26 protein-coding genes are annotated in these 26,694 nt (G+C 41.0%); 16 read left to right on the top strand and 10 right to left on the bottom strand.

Features of this window, described 5'->3' with window-relative positions:
- Nucleotides 1-33: 33 nt before the first annotated feature.
- The 6 genes from I6E80_RS12425 to pspF are packed head-to-tail and all read right to left on the bottom strand — an operon-like array spanning nucleotide 34 to nucleotide 6,389.
- A complete protein-coding gene (locus I6E80_RS12425; RefSeq protein ID WP_024600104.1) occupies nucleotides 34-795 on the bottom strand; it encodes an ABC transporter ATP-binding protein in 762 nt (253 codons plus the stop codon).
- Nucleotides 795-1,787: an oligopeptide/dipeptide ABC transporter ATP-binding protein gene (locus I6E80_RS12420; protein ID WP_002958338.1), complete on the bottom strand. Its 993-nt coding sequence runs from the start codon at nucleotides 1,785-1,787 to the stop codon at nucleotides 795-797. The genes I6E80_RS12425 and I6E80_RS12420 overlap by 1 nt, the downstream gene beginning before the upstream one ends.
- On the bottom strand, nucleotides 1,788-2,681 hold the full coding sequence (locus I6E80_RS12415; RefSeq protein ID WP_024600105.1) for an ABC transporter permease subunit: 894 nt from the start codon (nucleotides 2,679-2,681) through the stop codon (nucleotides 1,788-1,790). It lies immediately after the preceding gene.
- Nucleotides 2,668-3,702 carry an ABC transporter permease subunit gene (locus I6E80_RS12410; protein ID WP_024600106.1) on the bottom strand — a complete coding sequence of 345 codons (1,035 nt, stop codon included), beginning with the start codon at nucleotides 3,700-3,702 and terminating at the stop codon, nucleotides 2,668-2,670. The genes I6E80_RS12415 and I6E80_RS12410 overlap by 14 nt, the downstream gene beginning before the upstream one ends.
- Nucleotides 3,702-5,309, bottom strand: coding sequence for an ABC transporter substrate-binding protein (locus I6E80_RS12405; RefSeq protein ID WP_197185659.1), 1,608 nt, complete (start codon nucleotides 5,307-5,309; stop codon nucleotides 3,702-3,704). The genes I6E80_RS12410 and I6E80_RS12405 overlap by 1 nt, the downstream gene beginning before the upstream one ends.
- Nucleotides 5,310-5,324: 15 nt before the next feature.
- On the bottom strand, nucleotides 5,325-6,389 hold the full coding sequence (pspF, locus tag I6E80_RS12400) for a phage shock protein operon transcriptional activator (protein WP_197185658.1): 1,065 nt from the start codon (nucleotides 6,387-6,389) through the stop codon (nucleotides 5,325-5,327).
- A 186-nt stretch (nucleotides 6,390-6,575) separates the two neighbouring features.
- On the opposite strand from pspF, the gene pspA reads away from it, so the two are divergent.
- From pspA to I6E80_RS12360, 8 genes are all read left to right on the top strand, one after another.
- Nucleotides 6,576-7,235, top strand: coding sequence for a phage shock protein PspA (gene pspA, locus I6E80_RS12395; protein ID WP_024600109.1), 660 nt, complete (start codon nucleotides 6,576-6,578; stop codon nucleotides 7,233-7,235).
- A gap of 67 nt (nucleotides 7,236-7,302) precedes the next feature.
- Nucleotides 7,303-7,536 carry an envelope stress response membrane protein PspB gene (pspB, locus tag I6E80_RS12390; protein WP_002958332.1) on the top strand — a complete coding sequence of 78 codons (234 nt, stop codon included), beginning with the start codon at nucleotides 7,303-7,305 and terminating at the stop codon, nucleotides 7,534-7,536.
- Entirely contained in the window at nucleotides 7,533-7,934 is a 402-nt protein-coding gene (gene pspC / locus I6E80_RS12385; RefSeq protein WP_007580963.1) for an envelope stress response membrane protein PspC, read from the top strand. The genes pspB and pspC overlap by 4 nt, the downstream gene beginning before the upstream one ends.
- A gap of 63 nt (nucleotides 7,935-7,997) precedes the next feature.
- Complete coding sequence (locus tag I6E80_RS12380) at nucleotides 7,998-9,416, top strand: YcjX family protein (RefSeq protein ID WP_197185657.1); 1,419 nt, start codon at nucleotides 7,998-8,000, stop codon at nucleotides 9,414-9,416.
- Complete coding sequence (locus tag I6E80_RS12375; RefSeq protein WP_197185656.1) at nucleotides 9,413-10,438, top strand: TIGR01620 family protein; 1,026 nt, start codon at nucleotides 9,413-9,415, stop codon at nucleotides 10,436-10,438. The genes I6E80_RS12380 and I6E80_RS12375 overlap by 4 nt, the downstream gene beginning before the upstream one ends.
- 510 nt (nucleotides 10,439-10,948) lie before the next feature.
- Nucleotides 10,949-12,130, top strand: coding sequence for a methionine gamma-lyase (megL, locus tag I6E80_RS12370; RefSeq protein ID WP_197185655.1), 1,182 nt, complete (start codon nucleotides 10,949-10,951; stop codon nucleotides 12,128-12,130).
- A 237-nt stretch (nucleotides 12,131-12,367) separates the two neighbouring features.
- Entirely contained in the window at nucleotides 12,368-13,165 is a 798-nt protein-coding gene (phhA, locus tag I6E80_RS12365) for a phenylalanine 4-monooxygenase (RefSeq protein WP_002958327.1), read from the top strand.
- Nucleotides 13,166-13,202: 37 nt separating this feature from the next.
- Nucleotides 13,203-13,547 carry a 4a-hydroxytetrahydrobiopterin dehydratase gene (locus tag I6E80_RS12360; RefSeq protein WP_002958326.1) on the top strand — a complete coding sequence of 115 codons (345 nt, stop codon included), beginning with the start codon at nucleotides 13,203-13,205 and terminating at the stop codon, nucleotides 13,545-13,547.
- Nucleotides 13,548-13,675: 128 nt separating this feature from the next.
- Here I6E80_RS12360 and I6E80_RS12355 read toward each other — a convergent pair whose 3' ends face one another.
- From I6E80_RS12355 to map, 4 genes are all read right to left on the bottom strand, one after another.
- Entirely contained in the window at nucleotides 13,676-14,503 is an 828-nt protein-coding gene (locus I6E80_RS12355; protein ID WP_197185654.1) for a hypothetical protein, read from the bottom strand.
- 130 nt (nucleotides 14,504-14,633) lie between these two features.
- Nucleotides 14,634-15,461, bottom strand: coding sequence for a 2,3,4,5-tetrahydropyridine-2,6-dicarboxylate N-succinyltransferase (gene dapD, locus I6E80_RS12350; RefSeq protein WP_197185653.1), 828 nt, complete (start codon nucleotides 15,459-15,461; stop codon nucleotides 14,634-14,636).
- 9 nt (nucleotides 15,462-15,470) lie between these two features.
- Nucleotides 15,471-18,089: a [protein-PII] uridylyltransferase gene (glnD, locus tag I6E80_RS12345; protein ID WP_024599055.1), complete on the bottom strand. Its 2,619-nt coding sequence runs from the start codon at nucleotides 18,087-18,089 to the stop codon at nucleotides 15,471-15,473.
- Nucleotides 18,090-18,119: 30 nt separating this feature from the next.
- Nucleotides 18,120-18,905 (bottom strand): type I methionyl aminopeptidase, encoded by a 786-nt coding sequence (map, locus tag I6E80_RS12340; RefSeq protein WP_024599056.1) that lies wholly within the window; start codon nucleotides 18,903-18,905, stop codon nucleotides 18,120-18,122.
- A gap of 271 nt (nucleotides 18,906-19,176) precedes the next feature.
- On the opposite strand from map, the gene rpsB reads away from it, so the two are divergent.
- The 8 genes from rpsB (at nucleotide 19,177) to rseP (ending at nucleotide 26,618) form a co-directional block, all read left to right on the top strand.
- A complete protein-coding gene (gene rpsB, locus I6E80_RS12335; RefSeq protein WP_024599057.1) occupies nucleotides 19,177-19,905 on the top strand; it encodes a 30S ribosomal protein S2 in 729 nt (242 codons plus the stop codon).
- A 103-nt stretch (nucleotides 19,906-20,008) separates the two neighbouring features.
- Entirely contained in the window at nucleotides 20,009-20,860 is an 852-nt protein-coding gene (gene tsf, locus I6E80_RS12330; protein ID WP_008168613.1) for a translation elongation factor Ts, read from the top strand.
- A gap of 157 nt (nucleotides 20,861-21,017) precedes the next feature.
- Nucleotides 21,018-21,767 carry a UMP kinase gene (pyrH, locus tag I6E80_RS12325; RefSeq protein WP_024596498.1) on the top strand — a complete coding sequence of 250 codons (750 nt, stop codon included), beginning with the start codon at nucleotides 21,018-21,020 and terminating at the stop codon, nucleotides 21,765-21,767.
- Nucleotides 21,768-21,780: 13 nt separating this feature from the next.
- A complete protein-coding gene (gene frr, locus I6E80_RS12320; RefSeq protein WP_024599058.1) occupies nucleotides 21,781-22,338 on the top strand; it encodes a ribosome recycling factor in 558 nt (185 codons plus the stop codon).
- Between the two features lie 58 nt (nucleotides 22,339-22,396).
- Nucleotides 22,397-23,176, top strand: coding sequence for an isoprenyl transferase (locus I6E80_RS12315; RefSeq protein WP_024599059.1), 780 nt, complete (start codon nucleotides 22,397-22,399; stop codon nucleotides 23,174-23,176).
- A 19-nt stretch (nucleotides 23,177-23,195) separates the two neighbouring features.
- Nucleotides 23,196-24,062 (top strand): phosphatidate cytidylyltransferase, encoded by an 867-nt coding sequence (locus I6E80_RS12310; protein ID WP_076924457.1) that lies wholly within the window; start codon nucleotides 23,196-23,198, stop codon nucleotides 24,060-24,062.
- The gene (gene ispC / locus I6E80_RS12305; protein WP_170071879.1) at nucleotides 24,059-25,264 is read left to right on the top strand and encodes a 1-deoxy-D-xylulose-5-phosphate reductoisomerase; all 1,206 of its coding nucleotides are present in this window, start codon (nucleotides 24,059-24,061) and stop codon (nucleotides 25,262-25,264) included. The genes I6E80_RS12310 and ispC overlap by 4 nt, the downstream gene beginning before the upstream one ends.
- Nucleotide 25,265: 1 nt before the next feature.
- Entirely contained in the window at nucleotides 25,266-26,618 is a 1,353-nt protein-coding gene (gene rseP, locus I6E80_RS12300; RefSeq protein WP_024599062.1) for a sigma E protease regulator RseP, read from the top strand.
- The last annotated feature ends 76 nt before the right edge of the window (nucleotides 26,619-26,694 follow it).

Below are 26,694 nucleotides of genomic sequence, written 5' to 3'. Positions count from 1 at the left end.
AAGAAGTCGAGTTTGGTGATTAGAAAGCTGCTTTTAGCAGCTCAGTAATCGCTGCGTTACTTTTGATTGGGGGTTTTGAAAAACATCTTCAGTAGGGCCGTATTCAACCACTTCGCCTTTGTCGAGTACAACCACATAATCACTGATGTGGCGCACTAGGCTTAAATGGTGGGTGATCATCACATACGTAAGGCCAGTGTCGCGCTGTAGCTTAAGTAATAAATTCACTATTTGCGCGCGTATAGAAGGGTCTAAAGACGAAACAGCTTCGTCGAGCACAATCACCTTAGGATCTAAAATTAATGCACGAGAAAACGCCACACGCTGTAGTTGCCCCACACTAAACATATGCGGGTAGTAGTGTTTATGATCAATTAATAGACCCACTTTTGAAAGCGTTGCATCAATCTTTTCAGCTCGTTCGCTGGCATCAAGCTCTGTATTATATTGCAGGCAATCATCAAGCATTTCACCTATGGTTAGCCCCGGGTTGAGCGATGCAGCTGAGTCTTGAAAAATCATACGAATATCCCGACATTGATTATCGCGTACGCCATTATCTTCAATAATATTATTTTCGAGTAAAATTTGCCCGCTGTCAGCAGTATCAGCCCCTGAAAGCAGCTTTGCTAATGTACTTTTACCTGCACCTGTTTCACCAATTATGGCAATACTTTCGCCTTTACCCACACAAAACGAAATATTTTTAAGTACTTCAAACTTTTTACGTGAAAAAAGCCCCGCTCGCACATTGAATGTTTTTGATAGTGCTTGTACTTTTAGTAGCGGCTGCATTATTTCATGTCCTTAATTAACGGAAAATGGCACGCATAACTATGACCATGATGCTTAGTAAGAGCTGGCGTTACCACGCAGGCTTTTTGTGCTTGCGGGCAACGCGGCCCGAGGCGACAGCCAATAGGCAAATGTTGCAGAGTAGGGATAGTCCCTTTAAGTGCATAAAAAGGTTCTTTATGCGCTAGACCTTGTTCGTAGTCTGGCAAGCTTTTTAATAATGCTTGTGTGTAAGGATGGCGAGGCTGTTTAAATATTTCATGGGTTGGGCCTGCTTCAACCATTTGCCCGCAATATAAAACATGAATGCCATGCGACCAATGTGCAATCTCTTCAAGCTCATGAGAGATCATTAAAATAGACATATTTTTAAGTTGGTTTAAGCTTTTTAATAACCTAAATACTTGTGCGCGAGTTGTGCTCTCAAGCGCTGTAGTTGGCTCATCAGCTATCAATAGCTTTGGAGTGCGGGCAATGGCCATTGCAATCATTACTTTTTGACATACGCCTTCTGAGAGCTCATGAGGGTAGCTACTTAGTACCGCTTCGTGGTTTTTAATACCCACTTTATGAATAAGCGCTTTTACTCTGTCTTTTCTCTCACGGTTGCGTTTTAAAAAGAAACCTTTAGTTGCGACCTCTGGGAGTGTTTCAGCAATTTGATCAAATATTTTAGCGGTCGGATCAAGACAGCGACTTGGATCTTGATAAATCATCGCTATATCTTGGCTTACTATCTTACGGCGTTTTTCTGGGCTTAAACGCATTAAGTCTACGCCGCGCCAATGAATACGGTCGGCCGTAATATCCCAGCGTTCGTTTAATACACCAATAATCGCTTTTGCTATTAGGCTTTTACCAGAGCCCGATTCGCCCACAAGCGCATGTACTTCGCCTTCTTTTAAGCTAAAGCTCACTCTGTCTACGGCTCTAATTACAGTTTCAGAGGTACGTAGTTCAATTGTTAAGTTACGAACATCGAGTAATTGCATTTAATCAGCCTTACGTGCTTTTAGCACTTGTCGTAGGCCATCGCCTACTAAATTAGTAGATAACACGGCTAAAAATAACAGTACACCAGGTAGCGCTACAGTCCAAGGTGCTAAATAAATAAGGCCTAAGTTTTCGGCTAATATTGCGCCCCATTCGGTCGTCGGTGGCTGAGCTCCTAATTTTAAAAATCCCAGTGCTGAAATGTCTAATATAGCGGTAGAAAGCGCCATCGTGAATATAACCACAATATGCTCATAAATATTAGGGAAAATACCACGCGATATAATATGCCAATTAGACGCACCATCGAGCCTAAACGCAGTAATGTAATCTTTACTTAATTCATCAACAATCAGGTTACGCACTGAGTGAATAAATTGCGGCAGTAACGCTAAAATAATTGCCCATACGGTATTCATTAAACCCGGGCCGAGTATAGCGATTATTATTATTGCTAATAACAAAGAAGGAATAGAAAGGGTTATATCAAGTAAGTGATTTAAAAAGCTTGAACGAAGTCCTTTGCTAATTCCTGCAAAAGTACCCACTAATACACCAAAAATGGTTGTGATCAGGGCGGCTACAACAGAAAGCCCAAACGTATACGTAGCACCATTCATTAAGCGCGAGAGTACATCGCGACCTAAATCATCGGTGCCTAAAATAAAGCGTACATCGCCCATTTCTCGCCACGATGGTGGAATAAGTAGTGCATCACTATGCTGTTGGTTTACACCATAAGGGGCTAAAAAAGGAGCTGTGGCGGCCAATAATGCAAACGCCATAAATATCCATAAACCAACCAAAGCAGGGTGGTTATTTTTAAACTTTCGCCAAAATCGCGCGAGTGGCGATTTATTCGACTCTTCAGAAAATAAATTAAACTTTGCCATGGGCCTGATTCCGCGAGAGTGGATCGAATAAAGTGTAAGTAAGTTCAGCTGTAATAGAGGCTAAAATAACAAATAAAGACACTGCCATTAATCCGCCTTGAATTGCTGGAAAGTCACGCTGATAAATACTATCGATTAACCACCGGCCAATACCCGGCCAAGAAAAAATAACTTCGGTAATCATCGCAAGCGTTATTAGCGTACTAAATTGCAAACCAATTTGCTTAATTACCGGCAGTAATGCATTACGCAGTGCATGGTGCATGATAAGTTGGCGGCGATTAAGGCCTTTTGCCCTAGCTGTTTTAATAAAGTTTTGATCCATTACTTTAAGCATAGATTCGCGAGTAAAGCGCACTAATACAGTGGTCGGATACATGGCCAGTACAATAGTAGGGAGCGTTAAATGGCGTAGCGCATCAATAAAGGCCATTCCTTTATATGGAAAACCAGCCAGTGCAATATCAATTAAAATAAACCCAGTATTTGCGGGTATCTCATAAAGGAGCCCCATTCGGCCTGACATAGGAAACCAGCCAAGCTTTAACGAAAAAACCATTATTAATAACAATGCGAGCCAAAATACAGGCATTGAATAGCCCACCATAGTGGTCGAGTTTATAAGTTTATCGGGCCAACGTTTATGGTAGCCAGAGCCTAAAATACCAGTAGGTACACCAATAACAACCGATACTATTAATGCGTACACGCTTAGTTCTAAAGTAGCCGGTAGCAAATCAACAATATGGCTAAATACACTGTTACCAGAGGCAAACGAAAGCCCCCAATCACCTTGGAATATTCGCCCCAGAAAGGCAATGTATTGCATAAAGTAATTGCTGTTATATAAATATTTGTCTTCAAGCTCACTATGCTGTGCAAAGTTACTACTTGGTATGCCACTTAAATTACTTAGCGGATCACCGGGAAATAAATACGCCAGTGAAAATGTAAATACGCTGAGCATCAGTATCATAAAAAAGAACAAACCAAGGCGGCGCAAAATATAATCTAAGATCATTATTTTTTCCTCGCATTGGCAAGCGAAATAGCGCCAAACGGGCCAAGTGTTATGCCTTCCACATCTGCGCTACTTGCTTGAAAACGCAGGCCATGAGCAATAGGCAATAATGGCAGCTCTTTAATAATTAAGCTTTGTGCGTCTTCGTAGTATTTTTTACGTTTGTTTAAATCAGTCGTATCGAGTGCTTGAGTAAGCAATAGATCAAATTGAGGATTACACCAGTTTGCTGGATTTTTACCACTAAAAGTAGCGGTACAGCTCAACAGTGGGCTAAAAAAGTTATCAGGATCGGGTGTATCTGCGGCCCAACCAAGTAATACACTGTCGTGCCTGTGCTCGCCAATACGTTGAATAAACGTATTCCACTCATATTCTACAATGCTTACATTAACGCCCACTTTGCGTAAATCACTTTGCATAAGCTCAGCCATTTTACGTGCGTTGGGGTTATAAATACGACTTACAGGCATTGCCCATATTGTCATATCAAAGCCATCAGGCAAGCCTGCTTCAATTAGTAACTTTTTAGCGAGTTCTGGATCAAATGTAGGTATATCTTCTTGCGGCTCAAACGCCCAAGAGGTTGGCGGTAAAATAGATTGTGCGCGAGTACCGTTACCGTAATAAACCGCTTGCATTATTTTATCTACATCTATTGCATGCGCGAGTGCTTGGCGCACGCGCAAGTCGTCGAACGGGGCACGTTCTGTATTAAATGCCCAATACCCTATGTTTAAATTTGTTTCTTTTTCAATATTTATATCATCACGTTGCGCTAAAATACTCAATTGTGCACTACTTGGATGAGCCGTTACATCGCACTCTTTAGTCAGCATTTTTGCTATGCGCGTAGTGCCGTTAGGCGTTATATCGTAAACTAATTGTTCAAGGACAACGTCGTGCTTCCAATAAAGTGGATTACGGTAAAAGCGTACAAGGTGATCTCGACGGTATTCTTTATAAATATACGGGCCGGTGCCAATAGGATACTGATCAAACAAGTTTTCTTGCTTGTTTTTCTTAAGTTCCATGGCGTATTCTTCTGAAAGTACCACAGCAAAGTCGGTAGCCATATTAGCTAAAAAGCTACTTTCAGGATTAAATAACTCAAAGCGCACTTGGTAGTCAGACACGCGCACAATTTTACGAATGAGTTGATCAATCCCCACACTTTGAAAATACGGGTAATTGGCATCGCCCACAAAGTGATATGGATTGTATACATCGAATAATCGGCTAAAGGTGAATATAACGTCGTCGGCGTTAAAATCACGCGACGGCGTAAAATAAGAAGTTGTATGAAACTTTACATCTTTACGCAGGGTAAAGGTAACCGATTTACCATCTTTACTAATTTTCCAATCGCTCGCCAGCTCACTTTGAAACTCTGCCGTAACAGGGTCAATGCTAATTAGGCGGTCGTATAATTGGTTAGCAATTATATCAATAGTTGAACCGGTGGTCGTTACTTGCGGATTAAACGACACAGGGTTAGCTTCAGCGCAATAAACTAAGCCTTGGTTTTTTTCTTCTATGATTTCTTCTTTGCTATCAAGGCAACCAACTAAAGTGGTGGCAAGCAAAACAAGTAATAATTTATGCACCCGCATAACCTCTGACTATTGTTGATCCAACAAGTTGTATTTTTTAAGATAACCACGTAATTGATGATACGTTAAACCAAGTACTTCTGCAGTTTTCTTTTGATTAAATTGGCTATGTTCGAGCGCTTTATTAATCATGTTTATTTCAAAGTCGTTTGAGCGCTCTTTTAAGCTACATGGAAATTGAATATCAACGGCTATATTACTGCTTGCTTGAGCAATCGGTGGCGCAACAGCAATAGGCTCTGCATTAACAGTTTGAGCCGCTATAGGTGATTTTATGCGCGCTTTTGGTCTAAATGGGCTATCAAATGGGTCTAAAATAATCTGGTGAACGGGGATATGTTCACTACCGTGGCGATACAAACTGCGTTCAACCACATTTTTAAGTTCACGAATATTACCAGGCCAATCATAACTAAGGAGTGTTTCTGTTGCGCTTCGAGTAAAACCGCTAAACAGTTCCCACTCTAAATCGCGTGCCATATTCATCGCAAATTGCTCCGCAAGAAGCATAATATCGTCTTGACGTTCGCGCAGTGGTGGCAGGGTAATTACATCAAAGGCAAGGCGATCGAGTAAATCACTTCTAAATTCACCTTGCTCAGCTAAATAAGGGAGGTCTTCGTTTGTCGCACATACTAAGCGGGTATCTACTTTTACAGTTTGTTTGCCGCCAACACGTTCAAACTCACCGTATTCTATAACGCGCAGCAGTTTTTCTTGTACCATAGCTGAGGTATTAGCTAATTCATCTAAAAATAGTGTGCCGCTGTTAGCGCGTTCAAAACGACCTTCGTGGCGTTTGCTTGCCCCCGTAAAAGCACCGCTTTCGTGGCCAAACAATTCACTTTCGAGTAAGTTTTCGTTAAGCGCTGCACAGTTAAGTTTTACGTAGTTTTGATCCCAACGTTTTGATAAAAAGTGCAAGCGTGCTGCTATTAACTCTTTACCTGTGCCGCGTTCACCAATAATAAGTACCGGTTTATCTAAATTAGCCAGTTGCGATACCTGATCGAGTACAGACAGAAAGCTATCTGATTGGCCGAGTAAATTATCCTGTTGGCGATATTGGCTCATATTTCCTAACTCTTGGTCATTTTTACTAACAGTTAGTGTATTTCATAATTAGGGATAACTAAAGAAATTTGTATATTTAGTTTAACGTAATGAAAATAAAGTGTATTTTAACTTTTAAAAAGTTGGCAAGCATATTGATACTAGTTATAGCAGACTAACTACGTTTTAATTACAGAGGTAAATGTTATGGGAATTTTTTCACGTTTTGCAGATATTGTTAATTCTAATATCAACGCCATTTTAGATAAAGCAGAAGACCCAGAAAAAATGGTTCGTCTGATTATTCAAGAAATGGAAGATACGCTTGTTGAAGTACGCTCTACATCAGCTAAAACACTGGCTGAGAAAAAAGAAATTGTACGCCGCTTAGATACACTTAAAGCGCAGGTAAGTGATTGGCAGGATAAAGCCGAACTGGCTTTAAGTAAAGACCGCGACGATTTAGCGCGTTCAGCCTTACTTGAAAAGCAAAAGTCGGCAGATGCCGTTGCTTCAGTCACTAGTGAACTTGAACATGTAGAGTCTCATATCGAGAAACTACAACAAGAAGTAACGACGCTACAAGAAAAACTAGCAGATGCGAAATCTCGTCAAAAGGCAATTATACTTCGCCAGCGTTCGGCTGAGTCGCGCCTTGAAGTGAAAAAGACGCTTGATAGCTCTAAAGTAGAAGACGCACTTAATCGCTTTGAACGTTACGAAACTAAAATTGATGGACTAGAATCTCAAATTGAGTCTTACGATTTAGGTAAAAAGACGTTAGCGGACGAAATTGCTAATCTACAAAAAAATGAAAAGATAGATGATGAGCTAGCCGAACTTAAAAAGAAGCTAGCTGATAAATAACTTATAAAGGGGTACTTAAAGTGCCCCACTGCTTAAAAACATCAAAACGGATTGTCAGGAGAGGATTATGTTTGATTCAGACGTAATAATTGTACCATTTGTTATATTTATGATTTTTGTTGCACCGCTGTGGTTAATTTTACATTACCGTAGCAAAAAACAAGTAAGCCAAGGTTTAAGTGAACACGAACATCGCCAGTTACTTGAGCTTGCACATAAAGCCGAAAAAATGGCAGACAGGGTTGAAACACTTGAAGCATTACTTGATCAAGAGTCACCACAATGGAGACGCAAAGTATGAGTGCCAAACGCGAATTATTAAGAGACCCACAACGCGGTAAAATAGCCGGAGTATGTGCGGGATTAAGTGACTACTTTAATATGGAGTTATGGTTAGTTCGCATTATATTTGTTAGTGCGGTACTGCTAACGGGTGGCCCATTATTTGTGGTAGCGTATATTGCAGCCTGGTTCATTTTAGATAAGAAAGAGCCCGCAACAGTGCAAACTAAAAGCTCAACTAAAACTGACGATCCGCTAGAAGTAAAATTTAAAGTATGGCAAAAGGGCGAGCCACCGCGCCGCGCATTGCAAGATTTAAAAGAGCGTTTAACGCGTGTAGATACTCGCCTTCAAGATATGGAGCGTCATGTAACTTCAAGCGAGTTTACGGTGAGCCGTGAAATTAACAAACTTTAAAGGATTTAATAGCACCTTATTTGCAGCGTGATAAATTACGGCAAATTAGGTGCAAGACACTTTATGAGCCAATCATTTGCAAAAAAGACCTTTAAAAGTATTAAAGGCAAAGCACAAAAAGCCCTTCATCGCAGTTTAGACCAACACGTAAAACTTGCCGTAACTGGCCTAAGTGGTAGTGGTAAAACAGCCTTTATTACCGCGCTTGTTAAACACTTAACAACCCAAGCGGACGATAAAAACTTACCTTTTTTTGATGTAATGCGCGAGCACCGCCATGTGGCCACTAAAGTTGTGCCGCAAGAGGCGTTAAAAGTTCCTACGTTTAATTATACGCGCGCGCTAAATTCATTATTACCTAGCGATGGGATGCCTACATGGCCTGCATCAACTGAGCGGATTAATACGCTGCGCTTGGCAATAAAGTATCAAAGCAACGCAGGGCTGCGCGGCCACTTTTCGCCGCAATCAACGCTTTATTTAGATATTATTGACTACCCGGGTGAATGGCTCCTTGATTTACCTATGCTTGAGCAAAGCTATTCTCAATGGTGCGAGCAGCAATATCCGTTATTAACTCAGCCTTCGCGCGTAAATACATCAAGTGATTTTCTAGCAGCCGTTGAGCAACTTGATTTAAATGCACCTGTAGATGAAAACGCACTGGCTCATATTGCTCAGCTTTATCAAAGCATGTTAGTAGGGCTTAAAAAAGACACCAAACTTGCCATGCTGCAACCTGGGCGTATGCTTATGCCTGGCGACTTACAAGGCGCGCCATTGTTATTGTTTTTTCCGGTATCGGGTGAAATAAATAGTGACGATGTCGTTGCGGGTTCTAATTTAGCGCATTTAATTAAGCGCTTTAACGCCTATATAAAAGAAGTTGTAAAACCATTTTATAATGAGCATTTTAGGCACTTTGATCGCCAAATCGTACTTGTAGATGTACTTAGTGCGCTAAACGAAGGGCACGAAACACTCCAAGAGCAAAGCAGTGTAATAAACCAATTACTCGCACACTTTAACTATGGTGAATCGGGCTTTTTTAAACGTTTATTTAAGCCCAACATAGACAAAATATTATTTGCAGCTAATAAGTCAGATCATATAAGTGCTAAGCACCATAAAGATTTAGCACTGCTACTTGATTCGCTCGTGCATGAGCAAAGCAATCATTTAAAGTTTGATGGTGTAAAAATAGAAACCATGGCTATGTCGTCAATTACAGCAACGCAGCCGCGCCAAATTGCCGACAAAGGCCAAACGCTTGACTGCATTTACGGTAAACCATTACACGAGCCTGATTGGCTTACGTATTTACCGCCGCAACCTCCCTCGCGGATGCTTAATAAAAATGAGTGGCCAGCACAGGGATTTGAGTTTTTATCGTTTTCTCCAATACCGAGCCCCGATAAACAACTAAAACATATTCGATTAGATCATGTCATGCAGTACCTGCTAGGAGACAAATTAACATGAGTGAGTCAAACCAACCATTTCAAGCAGGGCGTCGCATAGATACGCAAAGCATTGAGCAAAACGAACCCGTTTTAGCACCTGCAAAAATTATTCAGCACGGACAAAGTGATTACGAAGAACTTGAAGATGAAGCACTAGAGCCCGAAATAGATCTAGAACCTGTGTACAAAAAGTCAAAGTGGCAAACGCTTAAAGGTGTTTTTGCTATTAGTTTTATAGTACTGGTGCTTTTAGAGTTTGCATACTCGTTAGTATTTGCTTTCGAGCAATCAATTATTTTAGGCAGCGTTTATTTAACCGCGGTTGTAAGTGGCGTGCTGCTAATAGGGCGCTTATTGTGGCGAGAGTACCGAATGCTGCGCAGTTTAAAGCGAAACCAATTGCACCGAGTTGAAGCCGACAGGCTTTTAAACAGCGAGCAAGTAGGCGGTGCATTACCTTGGCTTGAAAAGCTCAATAAACACCAGGAGCTTGATAACTTTGAAACCTTTAAAAACCAAGTAGCGATGCATCACAGCGACAAAGAAATAATGACGTTGTACGCCAACAGTTTATTAATAACCCAAGACACCAAAGCTAAAAAGCTTATAAATCGTTTTGCGACTGAATCCGCACTGCTAGTTGCCCTAAGCCCACTTGCGCTGGTGGATATGATGGCCGTGCTTTGGCGCGGTACTAAGTTAATAGAACAAATTGGTAAAATTTATGGCATTGGTTTTGGCTACGCGAGCCGTATAAAGTTATACCGCATGCTAATAAGGCAAGTAATGTTTGTAGGCAGTGCTGAGCTTGTATCTGACCTTGCAGCAACTGCACTAAGTGCTGAGCTACTAGGTAAACTTTCGGGTCGGGCTGCGCAGGGCGTAAGCGCCGGTATTTTTACAGCGCGTATTGGTTACAAAGCAATGGAGCTTAGCCGTCCATTACCAAGGCTTGAAAACAAACGCAGCTTACTAAAAGGCACTGTACAAAGTATCGCAGGTAAAATTATGAGCCGTAAAAAGGCGGAGTCAACACAATAAAATACGAGGGCGTGTTGATCTTTGATGGTTGAATTTGCAGAAGTGTGTTTGGTGTTTAGGCAAGGCAGAGCCTATGAAGTGTGGTTATTCCCCATAAATAGGCGATAACGCAGTATAAATGCCAAACATGCGCTGCCCTTTGGGTTCTTTCTAGGGACGATTAACTCTTTGTTGCCTACATGGATGTAGGTAAGGGGCGTGAGCAGGACGCGGAAGCTTTGCTCGGTTTTTACTTATTCTTACATGGATGTAAGCCAGTAGAATAACGCAGGAGCAGTTATCGAGCCCACTAGGTTACAAACCTCGCGCCGCGATTTAATCGCCCCTAGATTGAACAAATTTCAATCCGCAAAGGTCAACACGCCCTAGTGGCAATATTTGTGTACAAATATGCGCTGCACGGTTTTTACACAAATAGCCATCTGAGCATCCGGCATGCTTGCTGTTTGTAAGCGCATACGTTTTGATTGTTGACTCGCTAAAACATAATAATCAAAAAATGAGCCTACAATGAGCAAGCATCATATAAACACCCAGTGTATTCACGGACCACAAAAAGCAAACGACCCGCACGGCGCACTCACTTCTCCTTTGTATCAAACCTCTACCTTTCATTTTGAAAATGCCGCACAAGGTGCTGCGCGTTTTGCAGGCGACGAACCTGGCTATATTTATACGCGTTTAGGAAACCCCACAACCACAGAGCTTGAGCAAAAAGTTGCTCAACTAGAGAGCTGTGAAGCAGCTGCTGCAACCGCAACGGGTATGGGGGCTGTATCTGCCTCAGTACTGAGCTTTTTATCGCAGGGAGATCACCTCGTTGCCTCAAGTGCTTTGTATGGTTGTACCTTTGCGTTTTTCTCGCATATGTTGCCGCGCTGGGGAATTGAAGTCACGTTTGTTGATATGACCAACGAGGACGAGCTACGCGCTGCCATCAAACCTAATTCAAAAATGATATTTGTAGAAACGCCAATCAACCCCACTATGGCGGTTATTGATTTGGCACTCATTGGCGCAGTTGCTAAAGAGCACAACTTAATTAGTGTGGTCGACAACACCTTTTTAACGCCGCTACTGCAATCACCAAAAAAATATGGCATCGACATTATAATGCACAGTGCGACCAAGTACTTAAATGGTCACGGAGACGTGGTCGCTGGTATTGTATGTGGATCGCTTGAGCACATAACACACATTAAAATGACCGTATTAAAAGACATTGGTGCAACCATAAGCCCGCACGATGCATGGCTAATTAATCGAGGTCTAAAAACACTCGCCATTAGAATAGAGCGCCATTGTCAAAGCGCACAAACAATAGCCGAATATCTAGAAGCGCACCCACAAGTAAGTACCGTATATTACCCAGGGCTTAAATCGCACCCAGGTCATAAGTTTATTGGCAACCAAATGAAAGCCGCTGGTGGTGTTATTGCATTTGAAATAAAAGGCACGCTACAAGATGGCGCACAATTTATTGATAGTATGAAACTTTGTACACTTGCAGTAAGCCTCGGCGACGCTGAAACACTGATTCAGCATCCTGCATCTATGACTCACTCGCCTTATACGCCAGAGGAGCGAGCCGCCGCTGGAATAAGTGATGGGCTGATCAGACTCTCGGTTGGGCTTGAAGATGTTAACGACATTATTAGTGATTTAGACCAAGCTTTTACTAAAATTGGTTAGGTGTATTTAATTATGTACACATAAAAATAAGCTGTAGGCCTTTATTTGAGGGCCTGTATTTTTAATGTGCCACAGGTGTAATTTTAACTTTACGATCTAAGTGATCGCGACAAATACTGATGTTAGCCTATCTATTAAACTTTTCTTCACTTTTGCATAGTATGGGGTCATTCGATATTCAATAGGTTTGAGTATCACACTGACACCGATTTAGGGCTCACACCCAAGAAGGTACTTATGGCTAAAGCAAGTAAATACACATCCAAAACACCAGACGAAAATGGTGTTATACACTGGAGTGATGAAGAAAATAAAATTTGGTCTGAGCTTGTAGCGCGTCAACTTGCATGCATTGAAGGCAAAGCCTGCAACGAGTACATGCAAGGGTTAAAAAAGATTAACCTGCCGCACGATCGTATTCCGCAGTTAAGCGAACTAAACGAAGTGTTACTAGCCACTACCGGTTGGCAAGTCGCGCCAGTACCTGCGCTTATCGACTTTGATGAGTTTTTTAGATTACTGGCAAACAAGCAGTTTCCGGTAGCTACATTTATTCGTAGCCGCGAAGAATTTGACTACCTACAAGAGCCAGATATTTTTCATGAAATATTTGGCCATTGCGCCATGCTAACTAACCCTGACTTTGCCGAGTTTACGCACAAGTACGGGCAATTAGGTTACGCAGCGCAGAAAAAGGACCGTGTATACCTTGCGCGTATATACTGGTTTACAGTTGAATTTGGTTTAATGCAAACCGAAGACGGCCTGCGTATTTACGGCGGCGGTATTTTATCAAGCCCAGGTGAAACTCAGTACGTATACTCAAACACGCCAGAAATCAGCCCAATGAATGTGCTTGATGTACTGCGTACGCCGTACCGTATTGATATTATGCAGCCACAGTACTACACCATAAATTCGATTCATGATCTGTTTGATATATCGCAAATGGATATTATGACTTTGGTTGAGCGAGCTAAAGAGCTTGGCTTGCACGACCCAAAATTTCCACCAAAAGAAAAATTAGCCAGTTAAACATTAATGCTAAAAAAGCTAAAAGTAAGGATTTAGAATGTCTTCATTAAGTGCACAAAAATGCGAAGCCTGTCATGTAGATGCGCCAAAAGTATCTGACGAAGAGCTTGCACAATTAATTACTAAAATCCCAGACTGGGTACCAGAAGTACGCGACGGCATTATGCAGCTTGAGCGTGTTTATAAATTTAAAAACTTTAAGCAAGCTATCGCGTTTACTAACAAAGTAGGCGACATGGCAGAAGACGAAGGCCATCACCCAGGTTTATTAACCGAGTGGGGCAAAGTAACGGTTACATGGTGGAGCCATTCAATTAAAGGCCTACACAAAAACGATTTTATTTGCGCAGCTAAAACAGACGACGTATTTAACGCACTGTAAACCACACTAATTGAGCAAACCAAAAAAAGCACTTATTTTATAAGTGCTTTTTTGGTTTTGGAGTGGTTATTAGCGTATGTTGGGTAGAGTGAAACGAAACCCAACGATTTAATTTATTGTTTAATAAGTTAATGTAAACCACGCCCATTGAGACTATTGGCTGAATTTAAACCGTAATGTTTTTTGAGGGCTTCAAACTTCAAATTAGAAAGCTCTTCAACCCCTTTTCTTGTTATGTTCACCTTATTGTTATTCCCATCTTCACTTTCTATTAAATCTTCTTCAAATCCCCATGTTGATAAATCGTTACTATTTTTTAAAATATATACTGAATTTGGATAGAAGCTTTCATAATTAACAGGGGAGCTTAAAAATTGCTCTAAGAATTTTATTTTATCTATTTCAGAGCTTCCTAGTTCTACTTTTAGGATGTTTTCATCTAATTTTACTGCAGCTAACAAATCAAACACATTATTAATTTTGCCTTTGTACTCTTTAAATATACCCTCATCTCTTGTTCTGTAATTTGTGATAGTTTTATTTGCTTTAGAAAGTTCTTTATTTAAAGAGGTAAATTCGGTTTCATAGAAATCTCTTAATGAGTTTGAATCTTCTAAAGTTAGGCTGTGGGGTTTAAAAAATTCAGGTAGTGACTTCATTTGAAACTCTTTAGTATAGGCTATGAAGCGTGTGTAAGCAGCGGTAAAAAGTGGTAACAAAAATACAAGTACTAGACTAGAGATGAGTGGTGTAAATAAATTCAGGCACCAATCAGAGTAATTTTCAGTAATACTTTTTATTTTATAAGTAGCATTTAGATTTGAGAAGCAGATGAAATAAACGGCTTTCCAGTTGAAAAAAAACCAAGATATAATAAAGCTACCTAATAAAGGGTGAGTAACTTTATCTGTTATAGATGATTTTATTGAGTTTGATAGGTCTGAAAGTGAAGACATTATAAATCCTTTTAATTAACAAAAAGCCCTAAACCAAAGGCTTAGAGCTTTCTATATACAATTAAAGTTCAGCTAAAACACTTAACTTCAATATATCGTTGGGTTTCGTTTCACTCAACCCAATCGACTGTTACTCATCAATTGAGCGTAGTAGGGCGTTTATGCCTACTTTTTCACGTGTTTGTTTATCTACTTTTTTCACGATGATTGCAGCATAAAGGCTGTGAGTGCCATCTTTTGACGGTAGTGCTCCTGGTACAACTACTGCGCCTGCTGGTACGCGGCCGTAGTGAATTTCGCCAGTTTCACGGTCGTAAATACGGGTGCTTTGGCTGATGTAAACGCCCATAGAAATTACAGCGCCTTCTTCTACTACTACGCCTTCAACAATTTCAGAACGTGCGCCAATAAAGCAGTTGTCTTCAATGATGGTTGGGTTAGCTTGTAGAGGCTCTAAAACGCCGCCTATGCCTACGCCACCTGATAAATGTACGTTCTTACCAATTTGTGCACACGAGCCTACAGTCGCCCATGTATCAACCATGGTGCCATCGTCAACGTATGCGCCAATATTTACATAAGATGGCATAAGTACAACATTTTTACCTACAAAGCTGCCTTTACGTGCTACAGCGTTTGGTACTACGCGCATACCGCCTTGCTGAAACTGCTCTGGGGTGTAGTCGCTAAATTTAAGCGGTACTTTGTCGTAAAACTGGTTTACGCCGTCGTTCATTGGTTGGTTGTCGCGAATACGAAACGACAGTAACACTGCTTTTTTAAGCCACTGGTGTACAACCCATTCACCTGATATTTTTTCAGCAACGCGTGCAGCGCCGCTATCAAGTAAATCAAGTGCGTCGATAATAGCTTGTTTTACGTCGTTTGATACTGTGCTTGGGCTAATGCTATCGCGGTTGTCCCATGCGTTTTCGATCATCGTTTTTAAATCTGACATGTGTGTCCTCTATTCTGTTTCGGCGTTGAATTTTTTACGTAATGCCTGATGAATTTTTGCTTGCTCTTCATCAGTCAGCGCTTGGTATTCGTTATTTGATACAACAAAGAAATCCTCGGCACGTTCACCTACCGTTGTAATACGGGCAGCGTGAATGTGTAGTAAATGCGCTTGGAAAACTTCGGCTATTTTGGTTAGTAAACCTTGTATATCGACGGCTTGAATTTCTATTAAGCTGCGGTCTTTGCGTGCATGTGGGCGCAACACAATTTTAGGTTTAATATTAAAATCTTTAAAACGTTGAGAGCGGCTCTTTTTAAAGCGAATCTTTTTACGCGGATCGCTCAGTGCTTGCTCAAGCCCGCGTTTAATTGATTGCGCTCGACCACTTGCAATAGGGTCACCACTTACTTCAAGTATTACAAAGCTAAACAAGACGTAACCGTCTTTAGTGGTCAGTACTTGCGCATGTTGTATTTGTGCTTTTTTAGAGCCAATTACACTTACTAATCGGGCAAACAGTGGGCCAGAGTAGGGGCTGTATACAAATACTTGTGTGCCACCATGCATAGCTTTGTTAGAGACAATAACACTTGGCTGGCTTAAGTCTGTGCTACTTAATAAATGCTCACTTTGCCATGATATTTGCTGTTCGCTAAAGGCGGTAAAGTAGTTAGCCTTAAAGCGGCTCCAAATTAAATCAATTTTTTCCTCGGCATAACCCAGATTTATTAAGCGTTGTTTAGCTTGGTGCTTTTTATCGCGAATTTGGTCGCGTTGATCCATTGGGTTTTCGAGCCCTAGACGCAAAGCGCGTTGCGTGTGTAAGTATAGCTCACGCAGTAGGGTGTTTTTCCAATCGTTCCACAAGTTGTCGTTGGTTGCACGTATGTCGGCAACGGTTAAACAATATAAGTAGTCGAGTTGGCGCTCTGTTTTAACGCGCGTAGCGAAGTCTTTTATTACAGCAGGGTCGTTAATATCTTTACGCTGTGCGGTAACCGACATAAGTAAATGGTTACTAACAAGCCATGCTATTAGTTTTCCATCTGATGACGCAAAACCATGTAATTTAGCAAATGCTATTGCATCAACAGCGCCAAGTTCTGAGTGGTCACCACCTCGGCCTTTAGCAATGTCGTGAAATATACCGGCTAAATAAAGTAGCTCTGGTTTATCCATTCGAGTGACTATTTCACTACAAATAGGAAACTCGCTAATGCCTGTTTTATCAAAATATTCGTAAATATTTTTGATTAATTTGTGGGTGTGCTCATCTACGGTGTAAGCGTGAAACAAATCAAACTGCATTTGCCCAAATATATTACGCCACTGCGGTAAGTAGGCGGCAAGCATGCCGTGCTTGTGCATTAACGTAAATGCGCGGCCCATGCCGTTAGGGTGTTTTACAAGGCGTAAAAAGGCTTCACGACAGGCTGCATAATCTTGTAAGTCACCCAATAAACGACGGCGCACTTGGCGAATAGTACGAATAGTACTTGGGTAAATATGCGTTATTGCTGGGTTATCGGCTATGTGCTCAAACAATACAAAGAGTTGGTCACGTCTAAAAAATACCGACGGATCTTTTACGCGTATTTGATGACCTACTTGCTCAAAGTTTCTGTCGAGTTCTATTGCTACCACAGCACTACTTTCGGGCATTATACTTTGTTCAAAGTATGAAAGTAGCATTTGGTTAAGTTCGCGCACGCGGCTCATTATTCTAAACAAGCGTTTCATCATACGCTCAACAGACGCTTTGCCGTCGCTACCAAAACCTAAAATTTCGGCGGCTAGCGGTTGATGATCAAACAATAAGCGGTTTTCCGCTCGACCTGCAGCTAAATGCAGTGCAAAGCGAATGTTCCATAGGTTTTCTAGGCACTCAGAAAGCTCTTGAAACTCTTCATGAGTTAAGTATCCATGGCTTATTAACTCTTGCAGGGTTTCGGTTCTAAAGTGCTTTTTTGCCACCCAAATAATGGTTTGTAAGTCGCGCAGACCACCTGGGTTTTCTTTAATGTTTGGCTCAAGATTATACGCGGTGCCGTGGCACTTTCTGTGGCGTAAATTTTGTTCTTGAACTTTGGCAGTAAAAAATTCACCAGAGCGCCATACTGGCGTTTCAAGAATGTGCATTTTGAGTTTTTCAAACTCAATGTGGTTACCAAAAATAAGGCGACTTTCGAGCAAGCTGGTGGCAAAAGTAACGTCTTCACGTTTTTGCTCAATGGCTTGTTCTATCGTGCGCACGCTGTGACCAATCTCTAAGTTGAGATCCCATAGCATGGTAACAAACTGGCCTATTTTTTCGCATATTTCTTCGCTTGGCGGTTTAGTTACAAGCAATAAAAAGTCGATGTCGGAGTAGGGGTGTAGCTCGCCACGTCCGTACCCGCCCACAGCTATTAATGCTAAATCAGGTTCGCGTGCTAAGTCGTAAACATGAAAAAGCTTAATGAGTAGGCGGTCAATAAACTCAGCCCGGGCATTAATTAAATTCCCAACCGGTTGTTTAGAAAATTCGTTATGTAACCATTTATAAAAATAGCTAGAACAATCGCGATAATCACTAAGTTGCTCAGCATCGCTAAGCAACTTTTTTACTTTGTTGGGTAATGCCACGTGGGCTGGCTCCTAATTTCTTATTTATTATTAGTGTTCTATGATCCTGTCGATTGTATCATCTGATCGTAGCGTTAAAATTTCAACACCATTTTCAGTCACTAATAATGTGTGTTCCCACTGTGCAGACAAACTACGGTCGCGTGTAACTACTGTCCACTCATCTTTAAGAAGCTTACATTGGCGTTTACCCGCATTAACCATAGGTTCAATAGTTAAACACATACCTGCTTTTAAGGCTTCGCCAGTACCGGCTTTACCGTAATGCATTATTTGTGGTTCTTCATGAAATCCTGCGCCAATACCGTGGCCGCAATACTCACGTACAATTGAGTAATTAAAGCTCTCTGCATATTTTTGAATTGCTTCACCAATATCACCCAAACGCACACCTGGTTTTACCATTTTAATAGCAAGGTATAGGCTTTCTTGTGTTACTTCAGCAAGACGTTTAGCTTGAATATTTGGTGTACCAACGTGAAACATTTTAGATGTATCGCCGTGGTAACCATCTTTAATGACCGTTACGTCAATATTAACGCTGTCACCTTCTTTTAATGCTTTGTCATTTGGAATTCCGTGACAAATAACATGATTAACTGACGTACAAACTGATTTTGGAAAGCCATGATAATTTAACGGAGCAGGGATTGCTTGTTGCACATTAACAATATAATCATGGCAAAGTGTATTTAGCTCATCGGTGGTAACACCTGGCACTACATGAGGGCCGATCATTTCAAGTACATCGGCCGCTAAGCGCCCAGCTACGCGCATTTTCTCTATTTCTTCAGGGGTCTTGATAATAGCGCTCATTGAGGCTCCAAAGTTGAGTTTTTAACATTTATCGCCGAACAAATTTTGCACGCGACGTTGAGTATTTAATTTTAATATGGTATAAAGCGCGCCGTCTTTTTACAAATAAATTCTTAAATGATTTTTTGTATTTAAGGCAAACACAATTTTATTTTAACACACACACGTATCGTCACATACACTTGGGTGCATTTGAAGTTTAATTACTTCGGTGTTGGTGCTATGGGATATGTGGAGGCCTAACCCTAAACAACTATAGAGGATCTATAAAATGGCAAACGTTTCAATGCGCGATATGCTTCAAGCTGGTGTTCACTTTGGTCACCAAGCACGTTACTGGAACCCTAAGATGAAGCCTTTCATCTTCGGCACACGTAACCGTGTACATATCATCAACCTTGAGCAAACTGTACCAATGTTCAATGACGCACTTAAGTTTTTATCAAGTGCTGCAGCAAACAAAGGTAAAGTTCTTTTCGTTGGTACTAAGCGCGCAGCAAGCGACGCAGTTAAATCAGCTGCTTTAGAAAGCGACCAGTTCTTCGTAAATCACCGTTGGTTAGGTGGTATGTTGACTAACTGGAAAACTGTACGTCAATCAATCAAGCGTCTTAAAGACCTTGAAGCACAAAGCCAAGACGGAACTTTCGAGAAGTTAACTAAGAAAGAAACGTTAATGCTTAACCGCGAAATGGAAAAGCTTGAAAAGAGCCTTGGTGGTATCAAAAACATGGGCGGTCTTCCAGACGCGCTTTTCGTTATCGATGCTGACCACGAGCACATTGCTATCCGTGAAGCAAACAACCTAGGTATTCCTGTTGTTGCAATCGTTGATACTAACTCTAACCCAGACGGTGTTGATTACATCGTTCCAGGTAATGATGATGCTATCCGTGCTGTAAGCCTTTACACTAGCGCTGTTGCAGCTGCTATTACTGAAGGTCGCGAGAATAACATCGTTGCTCAAGCTGAGAAAGACGATTTCGTTGAAGCTGAGTAATTAGCTGTCATCAAGTCTTCATCTTTTTAAGGTGAAGACTTGCTATTCTTGTCGAGCGGGTAACCCGCTTATCTAACCTGATTTCAGATTTGAGGATTTACTAATGGCTGTAACTACTGCCCTAGTTAAAGAATTACGCGAGCGCACAGGCGCTGGCATGATGGATTGTAAAAAAGCGTTAACTGAGACTGATGGCGACATCGAGTTAGCGATTGAAAACATGCGTAAAAGTGGCGCTGCTAAAGCTGCTAAAAAAGCAGGTAACATTGCTGCTGAAGGTACTATCATCATCAAGCAAAACGCTGGTGTTGCAGTGCTAGTAGAAGTTAACTGTCAAACAGATTTCGTTGCAAAAGACGTAAGCTTCTTAGCATTTGCTAATAAAGTTGCTGACGCTGCAATTGCTGACACTATCTCTATCGAAGACTTACAAGCTAAGTTTGAAGAAGATCGTGTTGAGCTAGTTACTAAAATTGGCGAAAACATCAATGTACGTCGTTTACAGTACGTAACTGGTGAAAACCTAGTTGAGTACCGTCATGGCGATCGTATCGGTGTTGTTGTTGCAGGTGTTGCTGATGAAGAAACACTTAAGCACGTTGCAATGCACGTTGCTGCATCTAGCCCTGAATACCTAACACCTTCAGATGTACCTGCTGACGTTGTTGAAAAAGAAAAGCAAGTACAAATCGAAATCGCGATGAATGAAGGCAAGCCTGCTGAAATCGCTGAGAAGATGGTTGTTGGCCGTATGAAAAAATTCACTGGTGAGGTTTCTCTTACTGGTCAAGCTTTCATCATGGAGCCTAAAAAATCTGTTGGCGATATTCTTAAAGAGAAAAACGCAACAGTTACTAGCTTCGTACGTGTAGAAGTTGGTGAAGGTATCGAGAAGAAAGAAGAAGATTTTGCTGCTGAAGTTGCTGCTCAAATCGCTGCTGCTAAAGCTAAGTAAGATTACTATTTGTGAAGCAAAAGGAAATTAGATGCAATTAAAGTACTATTTGGTTTTGCTTCGCAGCTAGAAATTCTTTAAAATAACCGCGCTTTTATGTTTAACATAAGCGCGGTTATTTTTTATCCATAATTCAATAAAAGTTGGCCCCAATACTATGACTATCAATCGCAAACCTATTTTTAGACGTGTTCTTCTCAAATTAAGTGGTGAAGCTTTAATGGGAGACGAAGGCTTCGGCATCGACCCTAAAGTTTTAGACCGTATGGCACAAGAAATTAAAGAGCTAGTTGAGCTCGACGTAGAAGTGGGTTTAGTTATTGGTGGAGGTAACTTTTTACGCGGTGGGTCACTTGCAGAAGCAGGTATGAATCGCGTAGTGGGCGATCACATGGGTATGCTTGCAACGGTTATGAACGGCCTTGCAATGCGTGATGCGCTACACCGTGCATTTGTAAATTGTCGTTTGATGTCGGCTATTCCGCTTAATGGTGTATGTGACGCTTATAACTGGGCTGAAGCAATTAGTTTATTGAAAACTGGCCGCGTTGTTATTTTTGCAGCGGGTACTGGTAATCCATTTTTTACTACCGATTCTGCAGCATGTTTACGCGGTATCGAAATTGAAGCAGATACAGTAATTAAAGCGACTAAAGTTGATGGCGTATACAGTGATGATCCTGTTAAAAACCCAGAAGCAACGCTTTACAGCCATTTAAGCTACAATGAAATCATTGAAAAAGAATTAAAAGTTATGGATTTAGCGGCATTTACTTTAGCCCGCGATCACAATATGCCATTGAGCGTATTTAACATGAATAAATCAGGCGCGCTAAAACGCGTAATTATGGGTGAAGAAGAAGGAACACTTATTTCTTCACAAGCCTCAGATGAAATAATCAAATAATTAGGATTACACCGTGATTAACGATATTCAAAAAGACGCGCAAGCGCGCATGCAAAAAAGTGTAACAGCACTAGGTAGCCAATTATCTAAAATTCGTACTGGCCGTGCACATCCTGCAATTTTAGATGGCATTATGGTATCGTACTACGGAGCACCAACGCCTTTAAACCAAGTTGCTAATGTAACAATTGAAGATTCTCGTACACTGGCTATTGGTGTATTTGATAAGTCTTTAGCGCAAGCTGTTGAAAAAGCAATTATGGCGTCTGATTTAGGTTTAAACCCTATGTCGGCAGGAACTGTTATTCGTGTACCACTTCCTCCACTTACAGAAGAACGTCGTAAAGACCTAATCAAAATTGTACGCGCTGAAGTTGAAGGCGGTCGTGTTGCTATTCGTAACATTCGTCGTGATGCTAATGGCGATGTAAAGGGTTTATTAAAAGATAAAGACATATCTGAAGATGAAGCGCGTCAATCAGATGATGCGATTCAAAAGCTTACTGATAAGTTTATTAAAGAAATGGATACTTTATTAGCTGCTAAAGAAACAGAATTGATGGAAATCTAAGCAACTAAAATTATTAGTTTTGAAACGCCGTCTAGGGTATACTAGGCGGCGTTTTTTTATGGAATACTCGATATTTATGGTTCTAGATGCTGACACAATTTCACAGCAATGTTTACCCAAACATGTTGCTATCATCATGGATGGGAACGGACGTTGGGCGCAAGCTAGAAATAGACCTCGTGTGTATGGGCATAAAAAAGGCGTAGACGCAGTTCGTCAATCTGTTCAGTTTTGTACTAAATTAGGGATACAATCGTTAACCTTATTTGCTTTTAGTAGTGAAAACTGGCGCCGCCCTGAAGACGAAGTAAACACTTTAATGGAGCTTTTCTTATTTGTTTTAACAAAGGAAGTTAAAAAGCTTCATAAAAACAATGTAAAACTGACCATTATTGGAGACTTATCACGATTTTCTGAAGGATTACGTAGCAAGGTAGACGCTGCGCATAAGCTGACTGAAAATAACACCGGGCTGTGTTTAAATGTTGCAGCCAATTATGGTGGTCGTTGGGATGTTGCCAATGCGGCTAAACAACTTGCTTTGCAAGTTGCGCAGGGCACACTCAACGCAGAAGATATTACAGAAGAGCGCTTAGCACAGCATATGAGCATGGCAGATCAGGCAGAACCTGATTTGCTTATTCGCACTGGTGGCGATGTTCGTATTAGTAATTTTTTACTATGGCAAGTTGCTTATGCAGAACTTTACTTTACCGAGACACTTTGGCCTGATTTTAATGAAGCAGCATTTGCTGAGGCCATTGCGTGTTACGTTGCCAGAGAGCGACGTTTTGGTTGTACGGGCGAACAAATAAAACAATTACTCGCTCAAACCTAAATAGAATAAGGGTCACATTTTGTTAAAACAACGAATTTTAACCTCACTTGTGCTTGCACCATCAGCATTGGCTTTGGTTTTTTATACACCGCTTACGTTATTTAGTTACTTTGCTGGTGCAATCGTATTATTAGGCGCATGGGAATGGTCTGCATTTATGGGCTTATGTAACAAGCTCAAACGTGGCGCCTTTGTTGTGTTGATTGCAGCCTTACTTGGCCTGCTTAATTTACATTGGCCTATTGAATCATTATGGGAAAATGGCAAGCTAGTAGGTGATGCAAATTATTTATTTACGCTTTCGTTTGCTTGGTGGATTGTTGCTAGTTATCTAATTTGGCGCTACCCAGAAATGGCTAAAGCGTGGAATGAAGGCTTAGTTATGCGCGGCATTGCAGGTTTATTAACGCTTGTACCGTTATGGCTTGCACTAAATACATTACGTAGCGCGCAGTACCTTGAATCAACTCATTTTGGTTCAGTTCTAATTTTAGTCGTACTTGGTATTGTATGGAGCGCTGATGTGGGTGCTTACTTTACAGGTAAGAGTTTTGGTAAACATAAATTAATGCCTAAAGTAAGCCCTAATAAAACAATTGAAGGGTTAGCAGGCGGTGTAGTTGCTTCTATTATTTTTGTATTAGCATTTTGCCACTTTACCGATGTTGATTTAGTTGTATGGCCTGTGTACGCGATAATGACAGCATTTATTGCTTTGTTTTCTGCGGTAGGTGATTTACTGGAAAGTATGTTTAAACGCGAAGCTGGTTTGAAAGATAGCGGTCGATGCTTACCAGGGCACGGCGGTATTTTAGATAGAATTGACAGCCTAACGGCTGCTGCTCCAATGTTTGTTATGTGCTATGCGTGGACTCTTAGTTTATGAGCCAAAAGCAATTGCTGGTTATTTTAGGCGCAACAGGCTCAATTGGTTTAAGTACACTTGATGTTGTATCGCGCAATAAAGAGTTATTTGATGTTTTTGTTTTGGCAGCAGGACAAAATGCAAAAAAAATGGCGGAGTTGTGTATTGAACATGAACCGCTTTATGCAATTATGGCCAACCAGCAGGCCGCAGAGCAGTTATCTGCTTATTTAGCTAATACCCAGTGCCAAACTCTTGTTATGCACGGTGAGCAAGCAATGAGCGATTTATGCGCTCACCCTGATGTTGACATTGTAATGTCGGCAATTGTAGGTGCAGCGGGTTTACTGCCAACATTAAGTGCTGTTGAAGCAGGTAAAAAAGTACTGCTTGCTAATAAAGAATCTTTAGTTATGTCAGGTCAGTTGTTTATTGACAAAGTTAAACAACATAAAGCCACTTTGCTGCCAATAGACAGCGAACATAATGCAATTTTTCAATGCCTACCTTCTTCGTTACAAAATGCCAAAGGCGATCAAAAACTACAGCAACATGGCGTAAGTAAAATTTTGCTTACCGGCTCTGGCGGCCCATTTTTAACGCGCGACATAAACACATTAAAAGATGTAACTATAAGTGAAGCCGTAGCGCACCCTAATTGGTCGATGGGTCAAAAAATATCAGTAGATTCCGCAACTATGATGAATAAAGGCTTAGAGTTTATTGAAGCTAAGTGGTTATTCAATTGTGATGCGAGTGATATTGATGTGGTTATTCATCCGCAAAGTATTATTCATTCAATGGTGCAGTACCATGATGGCTCTATTTTAGCGCAAATGGGCAACCCCGATATGCGTACACCTATTGCACACGCGCTTGCATATCCTGAGCGAATTAATGCGGGTGTTAAACCGTTAAACTTCTCTGATATTTGTGATTTTTCGTTTACTAAACCTGATTTTTCTCGTTACCCAAATTTACAATTAGCGATTGATGCGTGTAGTGCAGGGCAGGGCGCAACAACAACGGTTAACGCAGCAAATGAAATAGCTGTGGGCGCGTTCTTAAACGGTAAAATTGGTTTTACCGATATATACAAAATAAATGCACAGACGCTAGAAGCTGCAACTTACACCAATGTGCAAAGCCTAGATGAAATTTTAGAGTGTGATAAATTAGCGCGTATTAGCGCTTCAGAATTTATAACAAAAGTGGCGCATTAATATGTTTGATTTTTTTTGGAATCTTGGCTCGTTTATTTTAGCGCTTGGTATTTTAGTGGCCATACATGAATATGGCCATTTTTGGGTTGCACGAAAAATGGGCGTTAAAGTGCTGCGTTTTTCAATTGGTTTTGGTAAGCCACTGTTAAAATGGCATGACAAATATAATACCGAATACGTGATTGCCGCTATTCCATTAGGCGGATATGTAAAAATGCTTGATGAGCGAGTTGATGACGTACCAGCAAATCAACGTCACTTGTCGTTTAACGCTAAATCTGTACAAGCCCGTATTGCTATTGTTGCTGCGGGACCAATGGCTAACTTTTTGTTTGCCATTTTTGCTCTTGCGGTGATGTATATGGTAGGTGTGCAGTCGGTAAAGCCAGTTGTTGGCAGCATAACCGAAGGCAGTCGCGCAGAGCAGGCAGGCATTATGCCTTCTCAACATATCATAAAAATTGGTGATGATGACATAACGACATGGCAAGATGCCACGTTTGCGCTTATGTCTAACTTAGGCGAAGAAAGCGTTGAAGTTATTGTTCGTGATAAAAACCTGCAACCACGTGTTAAAACGCTTAATTTAGAGGGGTGGAAGCTTGATCAGCGAGACGTACCACCACTAAGTTCGTTGGGTATTGTGCCATTTAGACCTCAGGCAACTTTAACAATAGCCGCCGTAACTAAAGACTCAGCCGCAGAACACGCTAATTTACAAGTTAACGACACAATTTTAGCTGTAAACGGTGAAACAATAAGCAATTGGCAGCAATTAGTTAATCTTATTACGCAATCAGCTAACAAATCTTTACAATTTAGTGTAAAAAGACAAGATACTATACAAGCCATTACAGTTACCCCTAAAGGGCGCATAGATAATAACGGTATTGAGCAAGGCTTTTTAGGTGTTGCTCCTGTTGTTCAGCAATGGCCTGATGGTTATGTAGAGACTAGACATTACGGCCCGCTCGATAGTATCGTGCGAGGCACAAAAGAAACGTGGCGCTTAATTACTCTCAGTTTTGATATGATTGGTAATTTAATTACAGGCCAGGTTTCGGTTAAAAATTTAAGTGGTCCTGTGGGCATTGCAGTCGGCGCTGGAACTAGCGTAAGCTATGGGTTAGTGGCCTTTTTAAGCTTTCTAGCTTTAATAAGCGTTAACTTGGGTGTATTTAATTTATTACCCTTACCAGTGCTTGATGGCGGACACTTAATGTATTACATAATTGAACTTTTTCGTAAAAAGCCGGTCTCTGAAAAGACACAAGAGTTTGGTTTTAAAGTGGGTGCCTTGTTGCTCATTTTTCTAACATGTTTCGCTTTGTTCAATGATGTATCGCGTTTGTAGTTACAGCGTGGCAAATTACTAATTAGAACACGATTGTAAAGCACCACTAGTAAGGTGTTATGCGGTAATACAGTTG

Source organism: Pseudoalteromonas sp. NSLLW218, from assembly GCF_015864775.1.
Lineage (GTDB): Bacteria > Pseudomonadota > Gammaproteobacteria > Enterobacterales > Alteromonadaceae > Pseudoalteromonas.
This window is presented reverse-complemented; position numbering and strand designations above follow the sequence as displayed.